At 52.2% G+C, this 22160-nt stretch carries 21 protein-coding genes; 9 read left to right on the forward strand and 12 right to left on the reverse strand.

What is annotated here, in order from left to right; genetic code table 11:
- Window positions 1-104 precede the first annotated feature (104 nt).
- Window positions 105-3692 (forward strand): hydantoinase B/oxoprolinase family protein, encoded by a 3588-nt coding sequence (locus tag MXMO3_RS10465; RefSeq protein ID WP_117396780.1) that lies wholly within the window; start codon window positions 105-107, stop codon window positions 3690-3692.
- Between the two features lie 237 nt (window positions 3693-3929).
- A complete protein-coding gene (locus tag MXMO3_RS10470) occupies window positions 3930-4742 on the forward strand; it encodes a GNAT family N-acetyltransferase (RefSeq protein WP_162889218.1) in 813 nt (270 codons plus the stop codon).
- Here the strand turns inward: MXMO3_RS10470 and MXMO3_RS10475 are convergent.
- Genes MXMO3_RS10475 through MXMO3_RS10505 form a run of 7 tightly spaced genes read right to left on the reverse strand, consistent with a single transcriptional unit; the run spans window position 4735 to window position 11971 of the window.
- Window positions 4735-5556, reverse strand: coding sequence for an MBL fold metallo-hydrolase (locus tag MXMO3_RS10475; RefSeq protein WP_245985722.1), 822 nt, complete (start codon window positions 5554-5556; stop codon window positions 4735-4737). The two genes, MXMO3_RS10470 and MXMO3_RS10475, sit on opposite strands and share 8 nt — an antisense overlap.
- A complete protein-coding gene (locus MXMO3_RS10480; protein WP_117395830.1) occupies window positions 5553-6329 on the reverse strand; it encodes a TatD family hydrolase in 777 nt (258 codons plus the stop codon). Before MXMO3_RS10480 ends, MXMO3_RS10475 begins: the two co-directional genes overlap by 4 nt.
- Complete coding sequence (metG, locus tag MXMO3_RS10485; protein WP_117395831.1) at window positions 6330-7880, reverse strand: methionine--tRNA ligase; 1551 nt, start codon at window positions 7878-7880, stop codon at window positions 6330-6332.
- Between the two features lie 21 nt (window positions 7881-7901).
- Window positions 7902-8951, reverse strand: a complete 1050-nt coding sequence (locus MXMO3_RS10490; protein ID WP_117395832.1) for an AAA family ATPase — start codon at window positions 8949-8951, stop codon at window positions 7902-7904.
- Complete coding sequence (gene tmk / locus MXMO3_RS10495; protein WP_117395833.1) at window positions 8952-9608, reverse strand: dTMP kinase; 657 nt, start codon at window positions 9606-9608, stop codon at window positions 8952-8954.
- 9 nt (window positions 9609-9617) lie between these two features.
- On the reverse strand, window positions 9618-10784 hold the full coding sequence (locus tag MXMO3_RS10500) for a D-alanyl-D-alanine carboxypeptidase family protein (RefSeq protein WP_027835332.1): 1167 nt from the start codon (window positions 10782-10784) through the stop codon (window positions 9618-9620).
- A 59-nt stretch (window positions 10785-10843) separates the two neighbouring features.
- Window positions 10844-11971 (reverse strand): septal ring lytic transglycosylase RlpA family protein, encoded by a 1128-nt coding sequence (locus MXMO3_RS10505; protein WP_211198796.1) that lies wholly within the window; start codon window positions 11969-11971, stop codon window positions 10844-10846.
- A gap of 238 nt (window positions 11972-12209) precedes the next feature.
- On the opposite strand from MXMO3_RS10505, the gene bmt reads away from it, so the two are divergent.
- Genes bmt through MXMO3_RS10535 form a run of 6 tightly spaced genes read left to right on the forward strand, consistent with a single transcriptional unit; the run spans window position 12210 to window position 17823 of the window.
- A complete protein-coding gene (gene bmt / locus MXMO3_RS10510; RefSeq protein WP_117395835.1) occupies window positions 12210-13208 on the forward strand; it encodes a betaine--homocysteine S-methyltransferase in 999 nt (332 codons plus the stop codon).
- A gap of 27 nt (window positions 13209-13235) precedes the next feature.
- Window positions 13236-13922, forward strand: a complete 687-nt coding sequence (locus MXMO3_RS10515) for a corrinoid protein (protein WP_027835334.1) — start codon at window positions 13236-13238, stop codon at window positions 13920-13922.
- Between the two features lie 58 nt (window positions 13923-13980).
- Complete coding sequence (locus MXMO3_RS10520) at window positions 13981-14556, forward strand: DUF1638 domain-containing protein (protein WP_205468008.1); 576 nt, start codon at window positions 13981-13983, stop codon at window positions 14554-14556.
- A gap of 1 nt (window position 14557) precedes the next feature.
- Window positions 14558-14854, forward strand: a complete 297-nt coding sequence (locus MXMO3_RS10525; protein WP_027835335.1) for a virulence factor — start codon at window positions 14558-14560, stop codon at window positions 14852-14854.
- A gap of 9 nt (window positions 14855-14863) precedes the next feature.
- Window positions 14864-15781: a methyltetrahydrofolate--corrinoid methyltransferase gene (locus MXMO3_RS10530; RefSeq protein WP_027835336.1), complete on the forward strand. Its 918-nt coding sequence runs from the start codon at window positions 14864-14866 to the stop codon at window positions 15779-15781.
- Between the two features lie 8 nt (window positions 15782-15789).
- Complete coding sequence (locus MXMO3_RS10535) at window positions 15790-17823, forward strand: ASKHA domain-containing protein (RefSeq protein ID WP_117395837.1); 2034 nt, start codon at window positions 15790-15792, stop codon at window positions 17821-17823.
- On the opposite strand, the gene MXMO3_RS10540 is transcribed toward MXMO3_RS10535, so the two are convergent.
- Window positions 17820-18398: a TetR/AcrR family transcriptional regulator gene (locus MXMO3_RS10540; protein WP_117395838.1), complete on the reverse strand. Its 579-nt coding sequence runs from the start codon at window positions 18396-18398 to the stop codon at window positions 17820-17822. The two genes, MXMO3_RS10535 and MXMO3_RS10540, sit on opposite strands and share 4 nt — an antisense overlap.
- A gap of 77 nt (window positions 18399-18475) precedes the next feature.
- On the opposite strand from MXMO3_RS10540, the gene MXMO3_RS10545 reads away from it, so the two are divergent.
- Window positions 18476-18850, forward strand: a complete 375-nt coding sequence (locus MXMO3_RS10545; protein WP_245985725.1) for a hypothetical protein — start codon at window positions 18476-18478, stop codon at window positions 18848-18850.
- A gap of 35 nt (window positions 18851-18885) precedes the next feature.
- Here the strand turns inward: MXMO3_RS10545 and folD are convergent, their stop codons facing one another.
- The 4 genes from folD to MXMO3_RS10565 are packed head-to-tail and all read right to left on the reverse strand — an operon-like array spanning window position 18886 to window position 22160.
- Window positions 18886-19788, reverse strand: coding sequence for a bifunctional methylenetetrahydrofolate dehydrogenase/methenyltetrahydrofolate cyclohydrolase FolD (folD, locus tag MXMO3_RS10550; RefSeq protein WP_117395839.1), 903 nt, complete (start codon window positions 19786-19788; stop codon window positions 18886-18888).
- Window positions 19788-20564: a 5-oxoprolinase subunit PxpA gene (locus MXMO3_RS10555; RefSeq protein WP_117395840.1), complete on the reverse strand. Its 777-nt coding sequence runs from the start codon at window positions 20562-20564 to the stop codon at window positions 19788-19790. Before MXMO3_RS10555 ends, folD begins: the two co-directional genes overlap by 1 nt.
- A complete protein-coding gene (locus tag MXMO3_RS10560; RefSeq protein WP_162889219.1) occupies window positions 20561-21463 on the reverse strand; it encodes a 5-oxoprolinase subunit C family protein in 903 nt (300 codons plus the stop codon). Before MXMO3_RS10560 ends, MXMO3_RS10555 begins: the two co-directional genes overlap by 4 nt.
- On the reverse strand, window positions 21456-22160 hold the full coding sequence (locus MXMO3_RS10565) for a 5-oxoprolinase subunit B family protein (RefSeq protein ID WP_117395842.1): 705 nt from the start codon (window positions 22158-22160) through the stop codon (window positions 21456-21458). The genes MXMO3_RS10560 and MXMO3_RS10565 overlap by 8 nt, the downstream gene beginning before the upstream one ends.

Consider the following 22160-nt stretch of genomic DNA (forward strand, 5'->3'; position numbering starts at 1 on the left):
GCACTTCGCCATCAGAAAAAAAGTGGTCATGTAACGTTGACAATTTGTCATTAAAATATCAATAAAGCAATAGCAATTTGGATTTTTTATCGGAGGATGACATTGTGAGTGGCCAGTGGGACTTTTGGATTGACCGGGGTGGAACCTTCACCGATATCGTGGCACGTACGCCAGAAGGTGAGCTAGTGCCACACAAGCTTTTGTCTGAAAATCCAGAGGCTTACCCGGATGCGGCGCTTCAAGGCATTCGCGATTTGATGGGCATCGAAAAGGGGCGCGCAATCCCTTCCGAACAGATTGCGACTGTAAAAATGGGGACAACGGTTGCCACCAACGCGTTGCTAGAGCGAAAAGGTGATCGGGTTCTTTTCCTGACCAATAAAGGATTCGCTGACGCGCTTGAAATTGGATATCAGGCGCGTCCGAAGTTATTTGATCGCGAAATCAAAAAGCCTGAATTGCTTTATGAGCGGGTTGCAGAAGTGCCCGGCCGTTTTGACGCGCAGGGCGAAGAACTTGAAGCGTTTGATCCAGCGGCAGCGGAATTGGCCTTGCAAGCAGCTTATGATGCGGGCATCCGGGCGGTCGCGATTGTGTTTATGCACGCATTTCAGCATCCAGATCATGAAAAACAAGCTGCCGCTTTAGCGGAGAACATTGGTTTCACGCAAATATCCGCAAGTCATGATGTGTCTCCGTTGATCAAATTTGTCGGCCGTGGCGACACCACGGTGGTGGATGCGTATCTTTCGCCCATACTTCGCCGCTATGTGGATCGCGTTGCTTCAGAATTGGATACGGAAAACACCAATCTGAAATTGATGTTTATGATGTCGTCCGGTGGTTTGACGGCTGCTTCTATGTTCCACGGGCGGGACGCGATTTTGTCTGGTCCCGCTGGCGGCATCGTGGGCGCTGTGGAAACCAGCAAACAGGCCGGGTTTGACAAAATCATCGGCTTTGACATGGGTGGCACTTCCACAGATGTGGCACACTACAATGGCGACTTTGAAAAGGACTTTGAGACCGAAGTTGCAGGCGTGCGCATGCGCGCGCCGATGATGAAAATCCACACAGTGGCTGCGGGTGGGGGCTCAATTTTGGAATTTGACGGACGCCGCTTTACCGTGGGTCCGCATTCAGCTGGCGCCAACCCAGGGCCCGCAAGCTATCGTCGTGGCGGCCCCTTGGCGGTGACAGACGCCAATGTGATGCTCAATAAAGTGCAGCCGGAGTTCTTTCCCGCAATTTTCGGGCCCAACCAGGATGAACGCCTTGATCAAGGCTTGGTGCGTGACAAGTTTGCTGAAATTGCAAGGCAGGCCGGCTTGGAATCTTCGGAAGAGGCTGCAGAAGGTTTTTTAAAGATTGCGGTCGAAAACATGGCCAATGCCGTGAAGAAAATTTCAGTGCAACGCGGCTATGACATTTCAAAATATGCCCTAACCTGCTTTGGCGGGGCCGGGGGCCAACATGCCTGCGCCGTTGCCGACAGGCTCGGCATGCGCACGGTGTTGGTGCATCCATTCTCCGGCATTCTCTCTGCCTATGGCATGGGGTTGGCCGATATTAAATCCGCAACCCAAAGAGCAATTGGCCAGACGCTGAGCGTGAACGCGCTTAAAGAGACAAAATATCTATACGAGCAATTGCGGCGCGATATGTTGTTGAACCTGGCAGCGCAGGGCATTTCGGATGATTCCTGCACGGTAAAGGCAACCGCACACCTTAAATATCGCGGCACCGATTCAACTATTGAAGTTGTGTTGAGCTCAGAGTTGGAAATGCGTTCTGAGTTCGAAACCATCCACAAAGAACGCTTCGGTTTTATCGAACCAAATGCCGAGATCGTGATTGAGTTTATCGAAGTTGAAGCCGCAGGTGGCCGATCAAATCATAAAGAGCCGACCCTTCAGGCAGCAAATGATGACGCGCAAGCGTTTGATCAAACCAAATTCTTCTCTGGTGGGGCCTGGCAAGAAGCATCCGTCTATAAACGCGACGACCTTTGCCCCGGTCATAAAATATCTGGCCCTGCGATCATTATCGAAGCTATCGGCACAATTATTGTCGAGCCGGGGTGGGGCGCTCACCTTAAGTCAAACGGGCTGATTGTGCTCGAACGAGAAGTTGCGCAAGGCGCGGCCAATATTTCGGCAGAAGAGGCCGATCCGGTCATGCTGGAGATTTTCAACAATCTGTTTATGTCCATTGCTGAACAGATGGGGGTGCGGCTGCAAAACACGGCACGCTCAACCAACATCAAGGAACGCTTGGACTTTTCCTGCGCAATTTTTGATCGACATGGCGCCTTGATCGCCAATGCGCCGCATACGCCGGTGCATCTTGGGTCGATGGATCGCTCCGTCGCCAGCGTTATCAAAGCACATCCTGATATGAATCCGGGCGATGTTTTTGTGACCAACGCACCATATAATGGTGGCACGCACTTGCCGGACATTACCGTGGTGACCCCCGTCTTCTCGAAAGGCAGCACCACGCCACTCTTCTTTGTCGCTTCGCGTGGACACCATGCGGACGTTGGTGGCATCGCGCCAGGCTCCATGACGCCGCTGGCGACTTCCATTGAAGAAGAGGGCGTCATTCTCGACAATGAAATATTGGTCAAACAAGGTACATTCCAAAGCCAGTTTATAGAAAAAGCGCTGACGGATGGAACATATCCTTGTCGTAACCCTGAGCAAAATATCGCTGATTTGAAGGCACAAATTGCGGCAAATGAGAAGGGTGTTGCCGAACTGTTGAATATGGTCGACGGTTTTGGCCTTGAGGTGGTGAACGCCTATATGCGCTTTGTCCAGGACTATGCCGAAGGGTGCGTGCGACGCGCGATCTCCAATCTAAAAAATGGTACTGCCATAGTTGGATTTGACCAGGGTTGCCAGATATCGGTTTCCATCACGGTGGATGAAGAGCAGGGCAAAGCCATTGTTGATTTTGCCGGGACAAGCGATCAACAGCCGGACAATTTCAATGCGCCTGAGCCGATCACGCGCGCCGCGATCCTTTATGCCTTCCGCTGTATGGTGGATGAAAATATTCCTATGAATGCGGGGTGCATGCGCCCAATTGAAGTGAGACTGCCCAAACAATCCATGTTGACCCCGGAATATCCGGCGGCGGTTGTGGCTGGTAATGTTGAGGTTTCACAAGCGGTTACCGATTGTCTGTTTGCCGCAATGGGAGCAATGGCGGGCGCGCAGGGCACCATGAACAACTTCAATTTCGGCAATGATCAGTACCAATATTATGAAACAATTTGTGGCGGCACGGGTGCTGGGCCCCGATTTGATGGTGCCGATGCTGTTCATTCACATATGACCAATACACGATTGACGGATCCAGAGGTTCTGGAAACACGTTATCCAGTGCTGCTGGAGGATTTCCATATTCGCCGCAACACTGGAGGTACGGGTGCGCATAAGGGCGGCGATGGTGTTCACCGTCAAATCCGCTTCCTCAAACCTATGGACGTTTCGTTTTTGTGCGGGCATCGCGTGGTGCCGCCAAAGGGACTAAATGGCGGTGCGGATGGCCAAGTTGGCGCGAACTTTAAAATCTGTACTGATGGTTCTGAGGTCAAACTAGACGGACGGACACAAATAGAATGCGCAGCTGGTGAAGGTGTGATTATTCAGACGCCATCTGGCGGCGGCTTTGGAAGAAGTTAGCCAAAGCATTTAAACTGAATGGCTGCGCGGGCTTATTTATTGCCTGCGCAGCTGCAACCGCTGTGCGTGAGGGCCCATAATATCGGCCATGCTCAACATATCAGGTATTCTGATAATATATATTATGGAATTTTTTGATATGAGTTTGCTTAGGGCTGATTGGCTGTTGGCGGAGCGCGACTTGGATGCGTGTTTGCACAGGCCCCTTGATATGAACCTATTCTATTGGTTCAAGCATTGCACTATGATCAGCGTATGGATTTGACATCTCCCATTCTTAGATCTGATTTGGCCTTGTTGCCAGCTGATGCGATTTGGCGGGATTGTGGTGATGTAATCTCAGTGCACACATCGTCGGCGCCGAATTTCTTCTGGGGAAACTATTTGATTGTGCCGCGAACCGGTTCTTCGTGTTCGGCCGCACAGCTTGTTGAGTTGTTCCACCAGCGCTTTGATTGTGACCACATCGCGATTGCGTGGGACAGCGATGTGCTGCCGTCGCGTGCAACGCTCAACGCGTTCGATCGGATGGGATTTGAAATCGATCAGTGTCACGGTTTGTCGTTTGCCGAAATCGCCGAACCGCTGATGGAACTCAGCACAAATGATGTTCGTCAGATTGAATCAGATGAAGACTGGCAGCGAGTTGTTTCATTGCAACAAATGATGCTTGGCGAGAACACAAACCTTGCTGATCGTGAACTTGTTTCGAGACGATTTCAGCGCTTTAGACAATTAGTGTCTGCAGGCAATGGATTTTGGTTCGGCGCTTTCAGCGATGGCCAATTAGCTGCAGATCTTGGCATTTTTGTTTTTGACGGGATTGCGCGCTTTCAACAGATTGAAACTCATCCCAGTTTTCGTCGTCGCGGCTATTGCACACAGCTATTGATCGCGGCAATTCAACAGGTTCGTCGAGCTTTTGGGCACGTTAGAATCGTCTTGGAAGCTGAAGCGGATAGCGATGCGCTTGCGTTGTATCGAAAGATTGGTTTTGCGCCGACAGAAACGCTGATTTCAGCATTTAAGCTACCAAAGAGTCTTATCTAATTTGGATTTTCATCCCGTCAAATGCCGGCTCCACATGGCCCGGCGTTTCATCCATAACTGTTTGAAAATCAAGGTCAATATGCATGTTGGTGAGCACCGCACGTTTGGGCTTCATGTGTTCGATCCAATGAAGCGCATCTTCCAAACTAAAATGGCTGGGGTGCGGGGTATAGCGCAACGCATCGACAATCCAGCAATCAAGTCCCTCCAATGCTTCATAAGAACTGGTGGGAATGTCTGACAGGTCGCAGGAATAGGCAAGATTACCTATACGGAAACCGAGCGCGCGAATATTGCCATGTTCCTGATCAAACGCGCTGAGGCGGATCGGCGCGCCCTCACCTTTGATCGTAACGGAACTGCCAGCTTCAAGCTCATTTGCGTTCAATATGGGAGGATAAGGACTACCCGGTGGTGCGGTAAAACAATATCCAAATGCCGATTTGATGCGCGCATATGCAGATTTTGAGGCATAGACTTCAACACGCTTCCTGTCATTTAGAGCTAGGACGCGCAAGTCGTCAATCCCGTGACAATGATCGGCATGTTCGTGGGTGTAGAACACTGCATCCAAACTCGACACGCCGGCATCTAACAATTGCTCGCGAATATCGCAGCCCGTATCGATCAAAACATTGGTGGTTGGGCCACCTTCTTCATAATAGCCTTGCAGCAACAAAGAGCATCTGCGGCGGCGATTTTTTGGGTTTGTGGGGTCGCAATTGCCCCAATTTCCCCCAACGCGCGGCACCCCACCAGATGACCCACAGCCGAGAATTGTTGCGACAATTTTTGGCTCCTTGTTCTGGGTCACTTAACTGCCTTCTTGAATAGATGATCAAAGTTTTCAGTGGTTTGTTTGGCAAACTGCTCAAAGTCTTGCTCAAGCGCATTGGCCATAAATTCAGCCGTGTGGCGCACAAAGGAAGGTTCATTTGACTTACCGCGGTGCGGCACTGGCGCCAAATAGGGTGCATCCGTTTCCACTAAAATGCGGTCCAATGGCAGTTTTTTGGCCGTCTCAACGATGGCGGCGGCAGATTTGAACGTGGCGATGCCCGAGAATGAGACATAGCCGCCCAGTTCAATGCCGTGCAGCGCCAAGTCTTCGCCCGATGAGAAGCAATGCAAAACGAAGGGGAATTCCCCCTTCTCCGTTTCTTCGCTCAGGATGCGAGCTGTGTCTTCTTCTGCATCGCGCGTGTGAATAACCAAGGGCAGTTGCGTGATCCGCGCCGCCTCAATATGGCGACGAAACCCGATTTCTTGGGCTTCGCGTGGTGCATTGTCGTAAAAATAGTCGAGGCCAGCTTCGCCGATGGCGACACATTTTTCATAAGCAGACAATTCGACAAGTTGTTCGACTGAAATGTCCAACTCTTCATCAGCATTGTGCGGGTGTGTGCCAACTGAGCAAAACACGTGCGGATATGCTTCCGCGATGGCTTTGATCGTGTCGAACTTTTTAACGCGCGTGGAAATTGTCACCATGCGCTCAACGCCAGCTTCCCTGGCGCGTTGCATAACGCCATCGATGTCGGCTTGCAGCGCATCAAAATCTAAATGGCAATGGCTATCGACAAGCATTTAGTCTTTGGCCTCATGTTCAAAACGTTTGAAGACGGGGGTTGGTGCGGGCAATTCTGCGCCGGGTTGCAGCTTGTCTGCGTCTGAAATATTGGCAAACTGGCGCTTGTCAGCATCAATGTTCAGAGCATCCAAGAACTTGGCCGCGCCAATAGGCGTGAAGGCCTGTGCTGCGATGGCCAGTCGACGAATAGCCTCTGCCGTCACATAGAGTACGGTTTCCATCCGCGCCGGATCACTTTTGCGCAGGACCCAAGGCTCCTGCCCGGCAAAATAACGGTTCGCGTCGCCGACCCGATCCCAAATTGCTGCCACGGCATCGTGCAATGCACACTCATCAATTGCCTTGCGTGCTTGTTCAAGCGCGGGTGCGATACTGTCGAGCAAGGTCTGGTCAGCGTCAGTAAAATCGCCCGGGGTTGGCACTTTCCCATCACAGTTTTTTGCAATCATAGAGAGTGACCGCTGGGCCAGATTACCAAAATCATTGGCCAAATCGGCGTTGCAGCGGTTGACGCACTTTTCGTGGCTATAGTCACCATCGCTGCCAAAATTCACTTCACGCAAGAAGTAAAAACGTGTGGCATCTGAACCGAATTCATCAATGAGATCAAACGGATCAATCACATTGCCGAGGCTCTTGGACATTTTCTGTCCATCTACAGTAAGAAAGCCGTGGGCATAGACCTTTTTCGGCAATGCAATATCCGCACTCATCAAAAAGGCGGGCCAATAAATGGCGTGGAAACGGGTAATGTCCTTACCAATGACATGGGCATCGGCAGGCCAGAATTTTTTGAAATCCTCACCATCGATATCCGGATATCCGAGCGCTGTAATATAGTTGGTGAGCGCATCCACCCAGACATACATCACATGTTCTGGCGCATCAGGCACGGGAATGCCCCAGTCGAAAGTGGTACGCGAAATGGAGAGATCGCGAAGGCCGGACTTCACAAAGGCCGTGATTTCGTTGCGGCGGGCTTTTGGGCCAATGAATTCAGGATGTTGCTCGTAATAGTCGAGCAATTTATCGCCGTAAGCGGATAGGCGGAAAAAGAAGCTTTTTTCCTCTACCCATTCAACAGGTGTGCCCTGAGGTGACAGCTTTTCACCGCCCTCTCCGTCCACCAATTCGCTTTCGTCGTAATAGGCTTCATCGCGGACAGAGTACCAACCGGCGTAAACATCTTCATAGATGTCGCCCTTGGCCTTCATCCGTTGCCAAATGGCTTGTGATGCCTTTTTGTGACGCTCTTCGGTGGTGCGAATAAAATCATCGTTCGACAGATTCAGCGCATCGGCTAGGCGCAAGAATTGGGCGGAGTTTTCATCGGCCAATTCGCGCGGCGTGATGCCCCGGGCTGCAGCGGTTTGGGCCATCTTGATGCCGTGTTCATCGGTACCGGTCAAAAACTTGACGTCATACCCATCCAAACGCTTGAAGCGGGCCATGGCATCCGCACCCGCCATCTCATAGGCATGGCCGATGTGCGGCACGCCGTTCGGATAATGGATTGCGGTGGTCACATAATAGGATTTATCGCTCATAAGCCTTCGGTCTTTTTGGGTCTAAACAGTTTGATGCTCATTCATCATAGCAGCTTGATTTAACATACGAATATGTTCGAGCACCATGGTAATGGTCTGTTTTTTGTCAAGATTGAAAATGGCCTGCTCGACCACGAGTTCTTGCGTCTTTTCCCACACACTTAGGGCTTTGGCAAGCAGGGCGCGCGGCGCTTCTTGTGCACTGAGATATTTTGCAATTGCGGCCACGTGATTGTCGATCATTTCAATGGCCAATTGCCACACTTGTTCAGCTTTCGGATCTGCCAGCGCGGCGGCCAGTTCCAGCATCGCGGTTTCACTATGCTGGTCTGGCGCTTCGAGCCAGGCAAACAGCGCACTTAAGGCCGGATTGTCGGCCACTTCGAGTGCTTCGAACGCCTTTCGCGGACGGCCTTTTGCAATTGTGAGTATTTGTGTGAACTCATCGGCGCCCAAATGGAGGCCTGCAGTTTCCACAACGCCTCTCACATCCTCATCGGAAACTGGCTTGAGGGGCAAAAGGTTGCAGCGCGAACGGATGGTGGGCAACACCCCGCCTACCCGGTGTGTCACCAACAAGAAGATCGCGTTTTGCGGTGGCTCTTCCAGTGTTTTCAGCAATGCGTTTGCAGCATTGGCGTTGAGATCATCGACGCAATCCACAATGCAGATGCGCACGCCCGTGCGTGCGGCGCTCGTTTGAAAGAATTTTACCGCCTGGCGCACATCATTCACTGAGATTTGGGCCGCAAACTTGCCTGTCTTGGGATTTTTTTGGCGGCGAATGACTTTCAGATTGGGAAAGGAGCCTTGGCGAATCTGGTCTTGAATGCGTTCCAGCGGTTCGTCGCCTGATTTGGCGAACAATTGCTGCGCCACATGATAGGCAAAAGTCGCCTTGCCGATGCCTTTGGGCCCAGCAATCAAAAACGCATGATGCAATTTGTGGGAGTCATAAGCATGCAAGAGTTGTTCAAGCTGGCCCTGATGGCCAAACAAATGTGCCGATTGTTCGGGAAGAGGCGCGTTGGACAGTTGGTCCGCTTGTAGGTCTAGCTCTTGGTCAGCCATCTAGTTCTCGAACTCATCGGCAAATCGTTCTTCGACTGCAGCCCAAATCGCGGTCTCCAAATCATTGGCTGACTTGTTGCCATCAATCACCACAAATCGTTCGGTTTCACGTTTGGCAATATCGAGAAAGTTTTGACGCAGTTGGCGGTGCCAATCGAGGTTTTCCTTCTCATAGCGATCAGGCGGCAAATCCAGGCCGTCCTCCGCTGCGCGTTTACGCACGCGTTCAAAGGCCAGCTCAGGGTCCATATCAATCAGCAATGTCATGTCCGGCGTGGTGCCATCGAGCGCAAGTTGCTCAAGCGCGCCAATGAGCTTGGTCGGCACACCACCATTTAGTCCTTGATAGGCGCGGGTTGAATCGTGAAACCGATCCGACAAGACCCATTTGTCGCTTTCCAGATTTGGGCGGATCATTGCATTGACGTGGTCCAATCGGGCCGCGGCGAAGAGGATGGCTTCGGCGCTGGGGCCCCACTCCTCTGACTTGCCTTGAAGCAAAAACGACCGAATGGCTTCGGCCCGCGGCGTGCCACCTGGCTCCCGCGTCCGCACTGCTTCCACGCCGCGCTTATTCAAATTGGCGACAAGGCGTTGAATTTGGGTTGATTTGCCAACCCCCTCGCCGCCTTCAAATGTTATAAATCGCGCCTGCATAATTTCTTTCTAATTGAGCCAACCCAAGGTCAGTTCTTTCAATGCGTCGGTTGCCTGCCGCACAATATCACCTTGCTCAACGGTTCTGGCCGCATAAAGCGGAGTCTTTTGAATCAGATTCTCATCACAATACACATGTAAATCTGCAAGATATTGTCCGCGATCCACAGGCGGCATGATCGGCCCTTGATAAACGATGCGCGCATTGAGGCAGCGTCGCGACCCTTTCGGCACATAAAGATCAATTGGGCCATCACCAATTAGCCCCACATTTGGGACCTCACCACCATAGACACCAATCTCACCAACGATTTCCCCATCCTTGAACGTTTCTAGCTTTTCAAAGGTTCGGGTGCCCCATGTTATGAGTTTTCGCGCCTCTTCCCGACGTTCGCTTTTGCTTTCCATGCCGTGCAGCACAGCGACCAATCGGCGACCGCCTTCGGTTGTCGAGGCGACGATGCCGTAGCCAGCAGATTCTGTGTGACCGGTTTTAAGTCCGTCCACGCCGATGCCATCATCCAGCAATGTATTGCGATTGCCTTGATTGATCCCATTCCATTCAAAATTGGGCTGTGAGAACAAATCGTAATATTCGGGGTAAGTCTTGATGATGTGTCGTGCCAAGTTGGCGAGGTCACGTGCGGTGACCAGCATGTCCTCGTCTGGCAACCCGGTTGAATTTTCAAAATTTGAATCGTCCAATCCAAGGTCTGTCGCCAGTTCGTTCATCACCCGCACAAAGCTTTCCTCTGTGCCGCCAATGCCTTCGGCCAATGCGATGCTGGCATCGTTGCCGGACTGAATAATGACAGATTTGATCAGGTTCTCGACGCTGACTTTGGAGTTCAGCTCAGCGAACATAGTGGAGCCGCCTGAACCCGCGCCGCCTTCGCGCCATGCTTTTTCTGAGATAAAGAATTCGTCGGATAGCTCCAGCCGCCCAGACTTAAGGCGTTGAAACACAACAGCAATCGTCATTAGTTTTGCCATGGATGCGGGCTCCATGGGTTCATCCGCTTGCTTTTGATAAAGCACGGTACCAGATGCATAATCCATCAAAATGGCAAATTTGGCACGGCTTTCAAACTCAACTTGAGCAAACGCTGGACCAACGAGCCATGCCAAGATCACCCCAAAACTGCAAATGCGTGCAAGGGCACTCTTAATGGACATGAGTTGACTACCTCCCCTAAACGGCAACGAATTGGCGCCAAATGATTGGCGCCATTGCCTTATTCATATAGGAGGAATTCGTCGAGGCCAAGACTCCGGGTCAATTGTAGTAAATCTTGCTTGGTGACGCCGGGGCGTAATGTTTCAACCAAAACGCCATAGCCTTTGCGGCCATTCTGCGTTCCAGGAACCGTGCGCACAGCTGCAATTTGTGCAAATTTTACAGCCAATTCATGGGCGGCGTTCGGATCTGTTTCAAAACCGAGGGTCTTGTTGATGCTACGCGCGTCAAGATCCATGCTCTGCTGCCATTGCGTCAAGCCATTATCTTGGTTGGCCATTACGTTAGCCGCGGCATGGGCCTCATTCACAACATTTGTTGTATCGGCATAAGACGAGAACAAGGAATCATAGGCTGCATCACCGGCCAGGCCATTGTTGCCACTTTGAAGCGATTGCAAGCTCGTGCGTGATGGGGGTGCTGGCACATTTTGTGGTGCCAGAGCAGCTGTTTGGATCGGTTGTAATTGATCGGAGTTGGCGAATGCCAAGCGGGTATTGCCGTTCAGCTCCATTTCGGTTGGTGCATTGATGCTGGCCATCAAGAAGCGTGAATCGTCACCTTCAAGCGGCGCACGACCTACATATTGCACCCGCACTTTCGCGGTGCCTTGGTTTTTGAAATCGAGAACATCAGCTGTGCGGCTGGACAAATCAATTTCACGTCCATGTGCAAATGGCCCACGATCGTTTACCCGCACGACCACAGAGCGGCCATTATCCAAATTTGTCACGCGCACATAAGATGGCAGCGGCAATGTTGGGTGGGCAGCACTCAAATGATTCTGATCGAAGATTTCGCCGTTAGCGGTCAAGCGGCCATGGAAATTTGGCCCATACCACGACGCGCGACCAACACTGTCGTAATTGGGATCTTCCTGTGGGCGATACCAACGGCCGGCCACTTTGTAGGGTTTACCCACTTGGTAGCGTCCGCCGCCTTTACGCACCTTTGAACCAGTGGTCAGTCGCGGTGACGCAGCGACCCCATATTCTGAGGAAGAGAACTTGGTCTTTGTGTTGATGTTCTTGTTCAACCAGCTGCTGCTGTTGCCGCAGGCAGCCAACACGGGCAAGCTGATCACGAGCGCGGCGATCGCGCGCACATTTTTGTTTGTTTTATTCATTATGCGCATTCGGGTTATAACTTCAAATTGTACGAAATATCATAACGCATTTTTAGAGGATTTGCCCACCGTGCATTGGCTACATGGTTTCGAATTATTTAATTTAGCCCTATTCTAGAAAGAATGCGGCACAGATGTGGCCAAATAAAGGAAAATTCACTTTTTAAGGATATAAAGGTTTCTTTATATCCCAAATATGATATGACACCACAACACAAGCGGACCAAGAAGGATCAGCATGAATAAGCTAAACAAACTTTTGAAGGAAAAAGGCATTTTGCTGGCGGATGGCGCCACCGGCACAAACCTGATTCCAATGGGCCTTGATTCTGGCCAGGCCCCCGAGGCGTGGAACTTTGATCATATCGATCGGATTCAAAAGTTGCACCAGTCTTTCATTGATGCTGGTTCCGATATTTTGGTGACGAACTCCTTTGGCGGAACTGCCCGTCGGCTGCATCTTCATGATCTTCAAGATCGGGTTGTTGAAGTCAATAAAGCCGCCGCAGAGATCGCTGGTGATTTGGTGGCCAAATCAGGCCGCGAAATTGTGGTGGCAGGTTCTGTTGGCCCAACGGGGGATCTTTTGTTTCCGCTCGGTGAGTTGACCTATGAAGGCGCGGTTGAAGCTTTTGAAGAACAAATGACGGGCCTGAAGCAGGGCGGTGTTGATGTGGCATGGATCGAAACCATGTCCTCGCCCGAGGAAATCGACGCGGCAATTGAAGCGGCCAATAAAGTCGGGCTGGATTATGTTGTGACCGCAAGCTTTGATACAGCCGGGAACACGATGATGGGGCTCTCCCCTTCTGCCTTTGCTGGTCAGATGGCCGCGAAAGATCCGCGTCCAACAGCTTTTGGTTCAAATTGCGGCGTTGGTGCGTCTGACTTGCTGGTTGCAGCGATTGATATGGTGGCCAATGCGGATGGCATTCCTGTTGTCGCCAAGGCCAATGCGGGCATTCCCAAAATTGCCGGAGACAAGGTGGTCTATTCAGGCTCTCCTGAGTTGATGGCCGACTACGCCAAACTGGCGATGAATTTGGGTGTTTCAATTATTGGTGGATGTTGCGGCAACAGCCCGGCACATGTGAAAGCCATGGCCGACGCGGTGCGCACCCACAATGGTGGCGACGCCCCAACAGCTGCCGAGATTATCGAGACTTTGGGTCCGTTGGTTTCGCCGAAATCGGATAAAAAATCAGAGCGTAGCAACCGTCGGCGTCGCCGCTCGTAACGTTCATCAGCATTTAAGGGTACACATATGTCGGATGAAGAAGACGATATCATTCTTTCTGAACTGAGCGACGAAGAACTGTCTGAGCAGATGCAAGACGACCTTTATGACGGTCTCAAAGAAGAGATCGAAGAAGGCGTCAACATCTTCCTTGAGCGCGGTTGGGCGCCCTATGACATTTTGACCAAAGTGTTGGTCAAAGGCATGAAAACCGTGGGTGACGACTTCCGTGACGGCATTTTGTTTGTGCCTGAAGTGTTGCTTGCTGCCAACGCCATGAAGGCTGGCATGTTCATTCTGCGTCCCCTGCTCACCGAAACCGGCGCCCCGAAAATGGGCAAGATGGTTGTCGGCACAGTGAAGGGCGATATCCACGATATCGGCAAAAACCTTGTGGGCATGATGATGGAAGGCGCTGGTTTTGAGGTGATTGATCTGGGCATCAACACAGATGTGGACCAGTTTCTTGCCGCCATCGAAGAACACAAGCCAGATATTTTGGGCATGTCCGCGCTTCTGACCACCACCATGACCTACATGAAAGTGGTGATTGAAACGCTGAAAGAAAAAGGCATTCGCGATGAGCTGATCGTGATTGTTGGTGGCGCACCGCTCAATGAAGAGTTTGGCGAAGCCATTGGCGCCGATGCCTATTGCAGAGACGCGGCGGTGGCCGTTGAAACGGCGAAACGCCTCTTAACCCAACAAGCATAAATAGTTATAAAACAAAATGCTAAATCAGAATGCTAAAGCAAAACATGAGAAGTTTAGCGTGGGGATTGTTTCCTGCGGTGCTTTGGCGCGTGAGATTTTGCATTTGCAAAAACAGTTGGGCGGCGATCATTGGCAATTGAAGTTTTTGCCCGCCGCTTTGCACAATCGACCGATTGATATTCCGGCGGCCGTTGATGAAGCTTTGGCTGAATTGGCGCCGCAATGTGATCAATTGTTGGTCGGGTATGCCGATTGTGGCACAGCGGGGAAACTTGATCCCGTGATCGAAAAATACGGCGCCACTCGGCTTGAAGGCGCACATTGCTATGCGTTCTTTTTGGGCCTGGATGAGTTTGACGTGGTTCATGATCTCGAGCCCGGCACCTTTTATCTGACTGACTATTTGGTTCGGCAGTTCGATACGCTGGTCTTTAAATCATTGGGGTTGGATCGCCACCCTGAATTGCGTGATGCCTATTTCGGCAACTACACACGATTGATGTATCTGCGCCAATCGAATGATGCAAAACTGAATGAGAAAGCCTTACACGCTGCAATGCGCCTGGGGTTGCGGCTTGAAATACGCGACACGGGGTATGGTGAACTCGAACCTTTTCTAAACAAGGTAAGCTGACATGAATTTGACGATTATTTATTGGCGCGACATCCCCACCCAACTCAGTTTCGGCAAGGGGCGGAAAGCGAAAAAACGCCCCCTCGCCGATCGGTTTATGGTGGCCGTTGATAAGGCTGCCATGGTGTCAGGCGCTGCGGATGATGACAGCTATCTCGAAGAATGGCGCCGCGAAGATATTGATATTGGTGATGAAGCGCCGGAGGACGCGCTTGAGCGCATCGCCAGCGAATTGGAAGACCAATATCCGACAAAAACACTTGCACAATTGGCCCAAAATGGCGGCCGCAATCACTAAGGGACACTCATGACTGTACGTACTGTTTTAAGCTCACCGACAAAAGAAGTGATCATTGGGTTTGACCAGCCATTTTGCGTGATTGGTGAAAAGATCAACCCGACTGGCCGTAAAAAGCTGGCGGCGGAGATGAAAGAACATAATTACTCCACCGTGGAAAAAGACGCACTGGCACAGGTTGCTGCTGGCGCTCATGTGTTGGACGTAAATGCAGGCGTGCCATTGGCTGATGAGCCAAAAATCTTGGCCGAATGTATTCAGCTTGTTCAGTCGATCACTGATGTGCCGATTTCAATCGATAGCTCCATTATTGACGCACTGGAAGCCGGGCTTTCGGTTTATCAGGGGAAGCCTTTGGTGAACTCTGTGACAGGTGAAGACGAAAGCCTTGAGCGTGTGCTGCCGCTGGTGAAGAAATATGGCGCGGCGGTTGTGGCCATCTCCAATGATGAAACAGGTATCTCGACGGACCCGAATGTGCGGTACGAGGTCGCGAAAAAGATTGTGGAGCGTGCGCAAGACCATGGCATTCCGAAGGAGGACGTGGTGGTCGATCCGTTGGTGATGCCCATCGGCGCCATGAATGATGCGGGCCGTCAGGTGTTTGCATTGCTGCGGCGCTTGCGCGAGGAATTGCAAGTCAACACCACTTGTGGCGCCTCAAATGTTGGCTTCGGCATTCCAAATCGCCAGTTGATGACGGGCCATTTTCTGGCCATGGCCGCTGGCCACGGCTTGACCTCAGCCATTATGGGTGCAACCCACAAAGAACAAATGGAAGCCATTCGCGCTGCCAATGTGTTGAATGGCTTTGACCCGGATTGTGGCGAATGGCTTCGCGCCAACCGCCCGGCAGCCCCTGAGGGTGAAGATGGCGAAGCGGGCGGCCGCCGTCGCCGTTCAGGCCGTCGTCGCGCACGCGGATAGGAGATTTTATGACCGCGCCCCAAGATGCATTGCTTGTTTTCCAGCCTTCCGGCCGTAAAGGCCGCTTTCCCGTCGGCACCCCCATATTGGATGCTGCTCGCGAGCTAGGCGTGTATGTGGAAAGCGTGTGTGGCGGGCGCGGCATTTGTGGCAAATGCCAGGTGAGTGTCGCGAGCGGCAAATTTGCCAAGTTTGGTATTGAAAGCAGCGAAGAAGGCTTATCCCCAAAGGGCTTTAAAGAAGAACGCTATGACCAAAAGCGCGGGCTGGAACCGGGCATGCGTCTTTCTTGCTCGGCCACGTTGCAAGGGGATATCGTGATCGATATACCCGACGCGTTCCGCGTTGCCGGCCAAACGATCCGCAAGGATGCCAACACGTTGGGCATGTTGCGCGATCCAGCGATCAGGCTCTGCTATGTGGAGTTGGACCAGCCAGATATGCATAATCCACTGGGCGATGGCGATCGGCTTTGTCAGGCGATTGAGCGGCAGTTCGACATCAGTAACCTACACATTCAGCATCATTTAAAGGCGGAGCTGCAAAAGATATTGCGCCGCGGCAATTGGGAAGTGACCGCCGCTGTACATTTGGACGGCTCCCAGCCTGAAATCGTTGCGCTTTATGAGGGCCTGAGTGATGAAATGAGCGGCATTGCCGTGGATATTGGGTCCACAACCATTGCCGCCCACCTCACCGATCTCTCTACGGGTGAAATCCTCGCTTCCGCTGGTGTTGCCAATCCGCAAATCCGTTTTGGCGAAGACCTCATGTCACGCGTGTCCTATGTGATGATGAATGAGCGTGGTCAGGACGATTTGAACAAAGCCGTTATCAATGCGGTCAATTCGCTGATCGGACAATTGCTCGACATGTCTGGGCGCAAACGCTCGCATTTGCTGGACTGCGTTTTTGTGGCGAACCCGGTGATGCACCATCTGTTTTTGGGCTGGGACCCTACCGAAATCGGGCAAGCGCCCTTTGCGTTGGTGCAATCAACCCCTGTGCATGTGCCGGCCCATCAGATTGGTCTTGATCTGCCAAAGGGCACGCAGACCTATTTGCTGCCGCTGATCGCGGGTCATGTGGGCGCCGATGCGGCGGCGGTGTTACTGGCGGAGCGACCACAGGAAAACGAAGCCCCGACACTGATTGTCGACGTGGGCACGAACGCGGAAATTGCACTTTGGAACGGCAAGCAGCTATTTGCTGCGTCCTCACCGACGGGACCTGCCTTTGAAGGGGCGGAAACATCTTGTGGACAGCGGGCTGCGCCCGGTGCGATTGAGCGCATTCGCATCAATCGGGACGATCTTTCCTGCCGCTACAAAGTGATCGGCACTGAACAATGGTCGGACGAAGATGGCTTTGACGAGTCGGTGCAAACCACTGGTGTGACGGGTATTTGCGGCTCAGGTATCATCGAGATAATTGGCGAAATGCGGTTGGCAGGCATTTTGACTGATGATGGCATTATTCGTGCGCCCGAAACTGACGCCGAAAAAGCGGTGTTGGTGGAAAATGGCCGTACATGGTCGTTTGTGGTGCGCGAAGGTACGCCGCGGCTCGTGGTGACACAAAATGATGTGCGGGCAATCCAGCTGGCCAAGGCAGCGCTTTATGCTGGCGTCAAGCTGTTGATGGACAAGGCCGATTTGCAAACACTGGGTGAAATCAAATTGGCTGGCGCGTTTGGCTCTTATATTGACCCGGCCTACGCCATGTTGCTGGGGTTGGTGCCTGATTGTGACGTCGCAAATGTACGGGCCGTTGGCAACGCTGCTGGACAAGGTGCCTTGCGGGCGCTGCTCAGCCGTGGCGAACGCCGCTCCATTGAGGACACCGCGCAAACGGTGACCAAGATCGAGACCGCGCTGGAACCCGCATTTCAACAGCATTTTGTTGATGCCATGGGCATTCCCAATAGCACCGACGCCTTTCCGCTTACACGTGCCCATTTCGAGATGGACGCATTTGTTTCAAAAACTGCTGCACCAGGTGATAAGCCAAAACGGCGCGGACGTCGGCGCGAGAGACGCTAGCTCAGGTTTTGCACCACCCGGATCGCGCGCTCAATGCGCGCGTCAATTTCCGTACTTTCTGGCGCGGTCATCACGCCGATTACCCGCTTGATCTGCCAGTCACCGATCAGCACCGATAGGTAAATTTCCAGCGTGTCCGCTGCGGGTCTTGCCGTATTGAGGTGCTCTATCAGCGGCAGGAATTTTGGCGCAACTTTACGTCGACCCTCCTCATTTAGAACCTGTCCCAACTCACCAGTGGCATCGCCCGCTGCCGCCTTGTTCAGTGCAATTGCATTGGTACTCATCAGCATGGTCAATAACGTCTTTGATGCGCGTTTGAGCACCACTTCGGGGACATCCTGGTGGAGCATGCTGTCGTCAAGCGCAGACAGGGTCGCGCTGGCATTGCGGCGGATCATGGCTGCAAACAGCCCTTTTTTGTCACCATACCAGTTATAGAGTGTCTCATTTGACGCTTTGGCCGCTTTCGCGATCTTCAACATCGATATGTTTTCATAGCCGAATTTGGCGAGCAGCGCGTAGGCCGCCGCCTCAATTTCAGCCATTCGCGCATCTTTATTTTCGCGTTTCACCAAAATTCCTTGATTTTTCCGTACACATCATTACGTTTATTGTTATCCGTACATTAAATTACGTTATTGAGGTTCTTATGTCTATGCTCAACGCACAATTGACCAAACACACTACAGCTGCCCTCGTCGGCTTGATCATTCTACAATTGGTCATGCTGGGGTCTCTTTATGCACAAATTGCGCCGCATCCGCCTGCCATTATTCCAATTTCAGGCATCGGCCCGTTTTTGTCGGTAAGTCTGTCCATTGCTGCAAGCGCTCTGATTATCGGGCCGCTGAATGGCGCGGCAGGCCGGACATTGGGCCTATTGGCCGCATTGCTCGCAATGGTGTCATTCGGACCGCAAAAATATATGGACCCGCAATTTCCGCTGGTGTGGCCCGCGGTTATCTTCGGGCAGCTTTGCACGCTCTATATCGTTTTTGCCAATGTGCGCACGTTGCGTCCATAAGAAAGGGCCGCAAAAGCGGCCCTGATATAACTGTTCTAGGCGGTAAGGTCGCTTGGTGGTGTGAGGTCGTTGGCCAAGCAGGTTGTTGTGATGGTGTTGGCCAACAAACAAGCAATGGTCATGGGACCAACGCCACCGGGGACCGGGGTGATTGCGCCAGCCACTTTCGCGGCCTCAGCATATTCTACGTCGCCCACGAGCTTGGTTTTGCCCTCGCCTTTTTCTGGCGCGTCAACGCGGTTGATGCCCACATCAATGACGGTCGCGCCCGGTTTAATCCAATCGCCTTTGATCATTTCCGGCCGACCAACGGCAGCAACAATGATATCCGCTGTGCGGCAAAGGCCTGGTAAATCCTTAGTGCGCGAATGGGCAACGGTGACTGTGCAATTGTCGCGCAGCAAAAGCTGAGACATGGGTTTGCCCACAAGGTTGGAACGGCCGATAATGACCGCATTCATACCTTCCAATTTGCCCAATTGATCGCGGAGCAGCATTAGGCTGCCCAACGGTGTGCATGAAACGGGACCCGGCAGGCCAATGGCTAAACGCCCCACATTTTCCGGTGTGAAGCAATCCACATCCTTGGCGGGACTGATGCGTTTTATGATTTTATCAGCGTCAATATGATCGGGTACGGGCAATTGAACGAGAATGCCATTGACGTCATCGCGCTCATTGAGTTCATCAATCAAATTGAGCAGCTCGGCCTCGCCAGTATCTTTGGGCAATTCATATTTGAATGAATTCATGCCCACTTCTTTTGTCTGCTTGGACTTTGAATTCACATAGACCTGACTCGCCGGATCTTCACCGACAATCACAACGGCCAAACCCGGGGTTAGGCCATGCTCGGTTTTCAGGCGCTCAACATGGTCTGCAATGCGGTGGCGCAATTGCTGCGCGAATGCCTTGCCATCAATAATCTGGGCGGTCATCAAGTGTCTCCTTGAGAGTCTAGAAACGATTTTATTTCAATGTTTTGCTCGGCCAATGCCTGAACAATTGCCGCAACAATCGCGACTGAATCCGGGGTATCCCCATGCACACAAATCGATTGGGCGCGCAGGGGCACAAACTGCGCATCAAGGGCGACTACGCCCTGTTTTTGAACAATGTTTTGAATGTGTTTTGTGATGTGCAGGACATCATGCAATACCGCGCCATCCAAGCTGCGCGACGCCAATTGGCCGTCAGCTGTATAGGCGCGATCCGCAAACGCTTCATCATAAACCTTTAGACCGTGTGCCTTTGCCGCCTTGGTCTGTTCGGAATTGGCCAGCGCTAAGATGCTTAGATTTGGGTCAAACTCGCGGACAATGCGCATTACATGATCTGCTGTTTCAGCCTGCTCCGCGGCCATATTGGCCAGCGCGCCGTGTACCTTAACGTAACGCGCCTTGGTGCCTTGTGTCGCTGCCAAAGATTGAAACCGATCCAGTTGACGCAACAATTGATCGCGGAGCTGATCAAATGAAAGGTTGAGGCGGGTGCGGCCAAAGTTCTCTTTGTCTTCAAACCCCGGATGTGCGCCGATCGACACGTTGTGGGCTAGAGCCAAACCGATGGAACGTGCCATGGTTTCCTCATCACCTGCGTGACCGCCACAGGCGATGTTCGCGCTTGAAATCAGGGGCATTAGCGCTTCGTCGGTTCCGGCGCCCTCGCCCAAATCCGCATTTAGATCAATGCTGGTGATGGGCGATTGCGTCATAAGAGCTGCTGCGCTTTCTCTAAACTGATGGACTGAAATCTGATGCGGGTGTTTGGCCGCAATTGGGCCGCACGGTCAAGGTCTTTATCAATTAATGTTGCAATTCGTGGATAGCCACCAGTGGGCTGATGGTCGCGCATCAAAATGACCGGTGTGCCCTCACCCAATATCTGGATATCTCCGGGCACAACAGCATCAGACACCAGCCCAAGCTTTTCAATGGCGGAAAACCGGTTATCAGGATCATTCAGGCGCACGCCCATACGATCAGTTGAAGCGGAAATTTCAAACGGGCTTTGGAACAGGCTTTGCCATGTCCCCTTGCCTAGAAGGTCTGCATGCAAGCCGGGCAACACGCGCAAGACAATGTCGGCATCCGGTTCAATCAAAGGCATTTCGCCATAGTTTATGTCCGTGGTTATTTTATCGCCATCAACAAGCGGGATGACATCACCAATGGAGAGTGGTTTTCCATCAAGCCCGCCAATTTGCGCCGCAAGATTTGTGGCCTTGCTGCCCAAAATTGTTGGCGCGTCGATGTCCCGGTCAAAGCGGACATAACCATACATGCCAGATGGTCCGGTTTTGATGTCGACCTGGTCGCCATCCTCAAGCTGCGCCTTTAGCGGCCAAGATTGCTGGATGCCATTGATGGTGCACATAAATTCGCCGCCTGCCGCAGCCATCATCGCCGGTTCGCCGTGAAAACTAAAGGCGAGGCCCAGCATGGTGAATTCCAATGCAGTTGGTGCGCCTTCACCTAACAGTTGAACAGTTTGATAAAAGGCTGGACGATCCATCGGCCCACTGGCGGAAACACCATATTTAAGGCCATCGTCACGCCCCGCATCTTGTACGGTTGAATGGGGAGATACACGCTGAAGCACGATCTTAGACATTATCGGCCTCCGCAGATTGAAATTGCACCACATCACCGGGACAAAGCTGCACTGGTGGGTCGCGCTGCAAATCGAAATTGTTCAGATGGCAGTGGCCTATCACACTCCAACCTGTGCGGATGGGCACACTGGTGATCGCTGTTTGCCCCGCGGCAAATAATACTGACCCAGGCGGGACATTCTCGCGCATTTGCGCTCGCCGTGGATAGTGCTGCCAATTTTCATGCAACCCCAAATACACAAACCCTGGGGAAAACCCTAAGGCCAACACATCAAGTACATTGGCTGTGTGCTGGGCGATGAAATCTTGACCAGTTAGTTTGAGATCACGGTGTACAGCGTCGAAATCCGGCCCATTCTCCCCGCCATAAGAAACTGTGATCAATTTGGGGTCGGTGCCGATTTGCGGCCGTTCCTTTTCCAAATCAAAGGAGGCAAGCAGCATTTGCAACTCTTGTCGCAACACCGAAAAGCTGGTGCGTTTGGGATTGTACCGCACCAAGCAGGACAGCAAATTGGAATTGGCACCCACGATATAGGATGCCAATTTTTCTTGAACCAATTGCGTAAATTGGATGGCTTGCCGATTGGCGTTCAGGCGCAATTGCGTATCAAAAACCACAAGAATGGCTTTATCGCCCAGCGGTTGCAATTTTATGCGTGCGCGAGGCGGCGTATGTGGTTCTGATTCACTCAT

This window comes from Maritalea myrionectae (genome assembly GCF_003433515.1).
GTDB classification, from domain to species: Bacteria; Pseudomonadota; Alphaproteobacteria; order Rhizobiales; family Devosiaceae; genus Maritalea; species Maritalea myrionectae.

Excerpts from the sequence above, each read along its gene's own strand:
- MXMO3_RS10565 (WP_117395842.1), bottom strand. The coding sequence starts at position 22,160 with ATGAGTGAATCAGAACCACATACGCCGCCTCGCGCACGCATAAAATTG.
- MXMO3_RS10500 (WP_027835332.1), bottom strand. The coding sequence starts at position 10,784 with ATGTCCATTAAGAGTGCCCTTGCACGCATTTGCAGTTTTGGGGTGATC.
- MXMO3_RS10555 (WP_117395840.1), bottom strand. The coding sequence starts at position 20,564 with ATGACGCAATCGCCCATCACCAGCATTGATCTAAATGCGGATTTGGGC.
- MXMO3_RS10535 (WP_117395837.1), top strand. The coding sequence starts at position 15,790 with ATGACCGCGCCCCAAGATGCATTGCTTGTTTTCCAGCCTTCCGGCCGT.
- folD (WP_117395839.1), bottom strand. The coding sequence starts at position 19,788 with ATGACCGCCCAGATTATTGATGGCAAGGCATTCGCGCAGCAATTGCGC.
- MXMO3_RS10505 (WP_211198796.1), bottom strand. The coding sequence starts at position 11,971 with ATGAATAAAACAAACAAAAATGTGCGCGCGATCGCCGCGCTCGTGATC.
- bmt (WP_117395835.1), top strand. The coding sequence starts at position 12,210 with ATGAATAAGCTAAACAAACTTTTGAAGGAAAAAGGCATTTTGCTGGCG.
- MXMO3_RS10525 (WP_027835335.1), top strand. The coding sequence starts at position 14,558 with ATGAATTTGACGATTATTTATTGGCGCGACATCCCCACCCAACTCAGT.
- MXMO3_RS10545 (WP_245985725.1), top strand. The coding sequence starts at position 18,476 with ATGTCTATGCTCAACGCACAATTGACCAAACACACTACAGCTGCCCTC.
- tmk (WP_117395833.1), bottom strand. The coding sequence starts at position 9,608 with ATGCAGGCGCGATTTATAACATTTGAAGGCGGCGAGGGGGTTGGCAAA.
- MXMO3_RS10530 (WP_027835336.1), top strand. The coding sequence starts at position 14,864 with ATGACTGTACGTACTGTTTTAAGCTCACCGACAAAAGAAGTGATCATT.
- metG (WP_117395831.1), bottom strand. The coding sequence starts at position 7,880 with ATGAGCGATAAATCCTATTATGTGACCACCGCAATCCATTATCCGAAC.
- MXMO3_RS10480 (WP_117395830.1), bottom strand. The coding sequence starts at position 6,329 with ATGCTTGTCGATAGCCATTGCCATTTAGATTTTGATGCGCTGCAAGCC.
- MXMO3_RS10515 (WP_027835334.1), top strand. The coding sequence starts at position 13,236 with ATGTCGGATGAAGAAGACGATATCATTCTTTCTGAACTGAGCGACGAA.
- MXMO3_RS10560 (WP_162889219.1), bottom strand. The coding sequence starts at position 21,463 with ATGTCTAAGATCGTGCTTCAGCGTGTATCTCCCCATTCAACCGTACAA.
- MXMO3_RS10490 (WP_117395832.1), bottom strand. The coding sequence starts at position 8,951 with ATGGCTGACCAAGAGCTAGACCTACAAGCGGACCAACTGTCCAACGCG.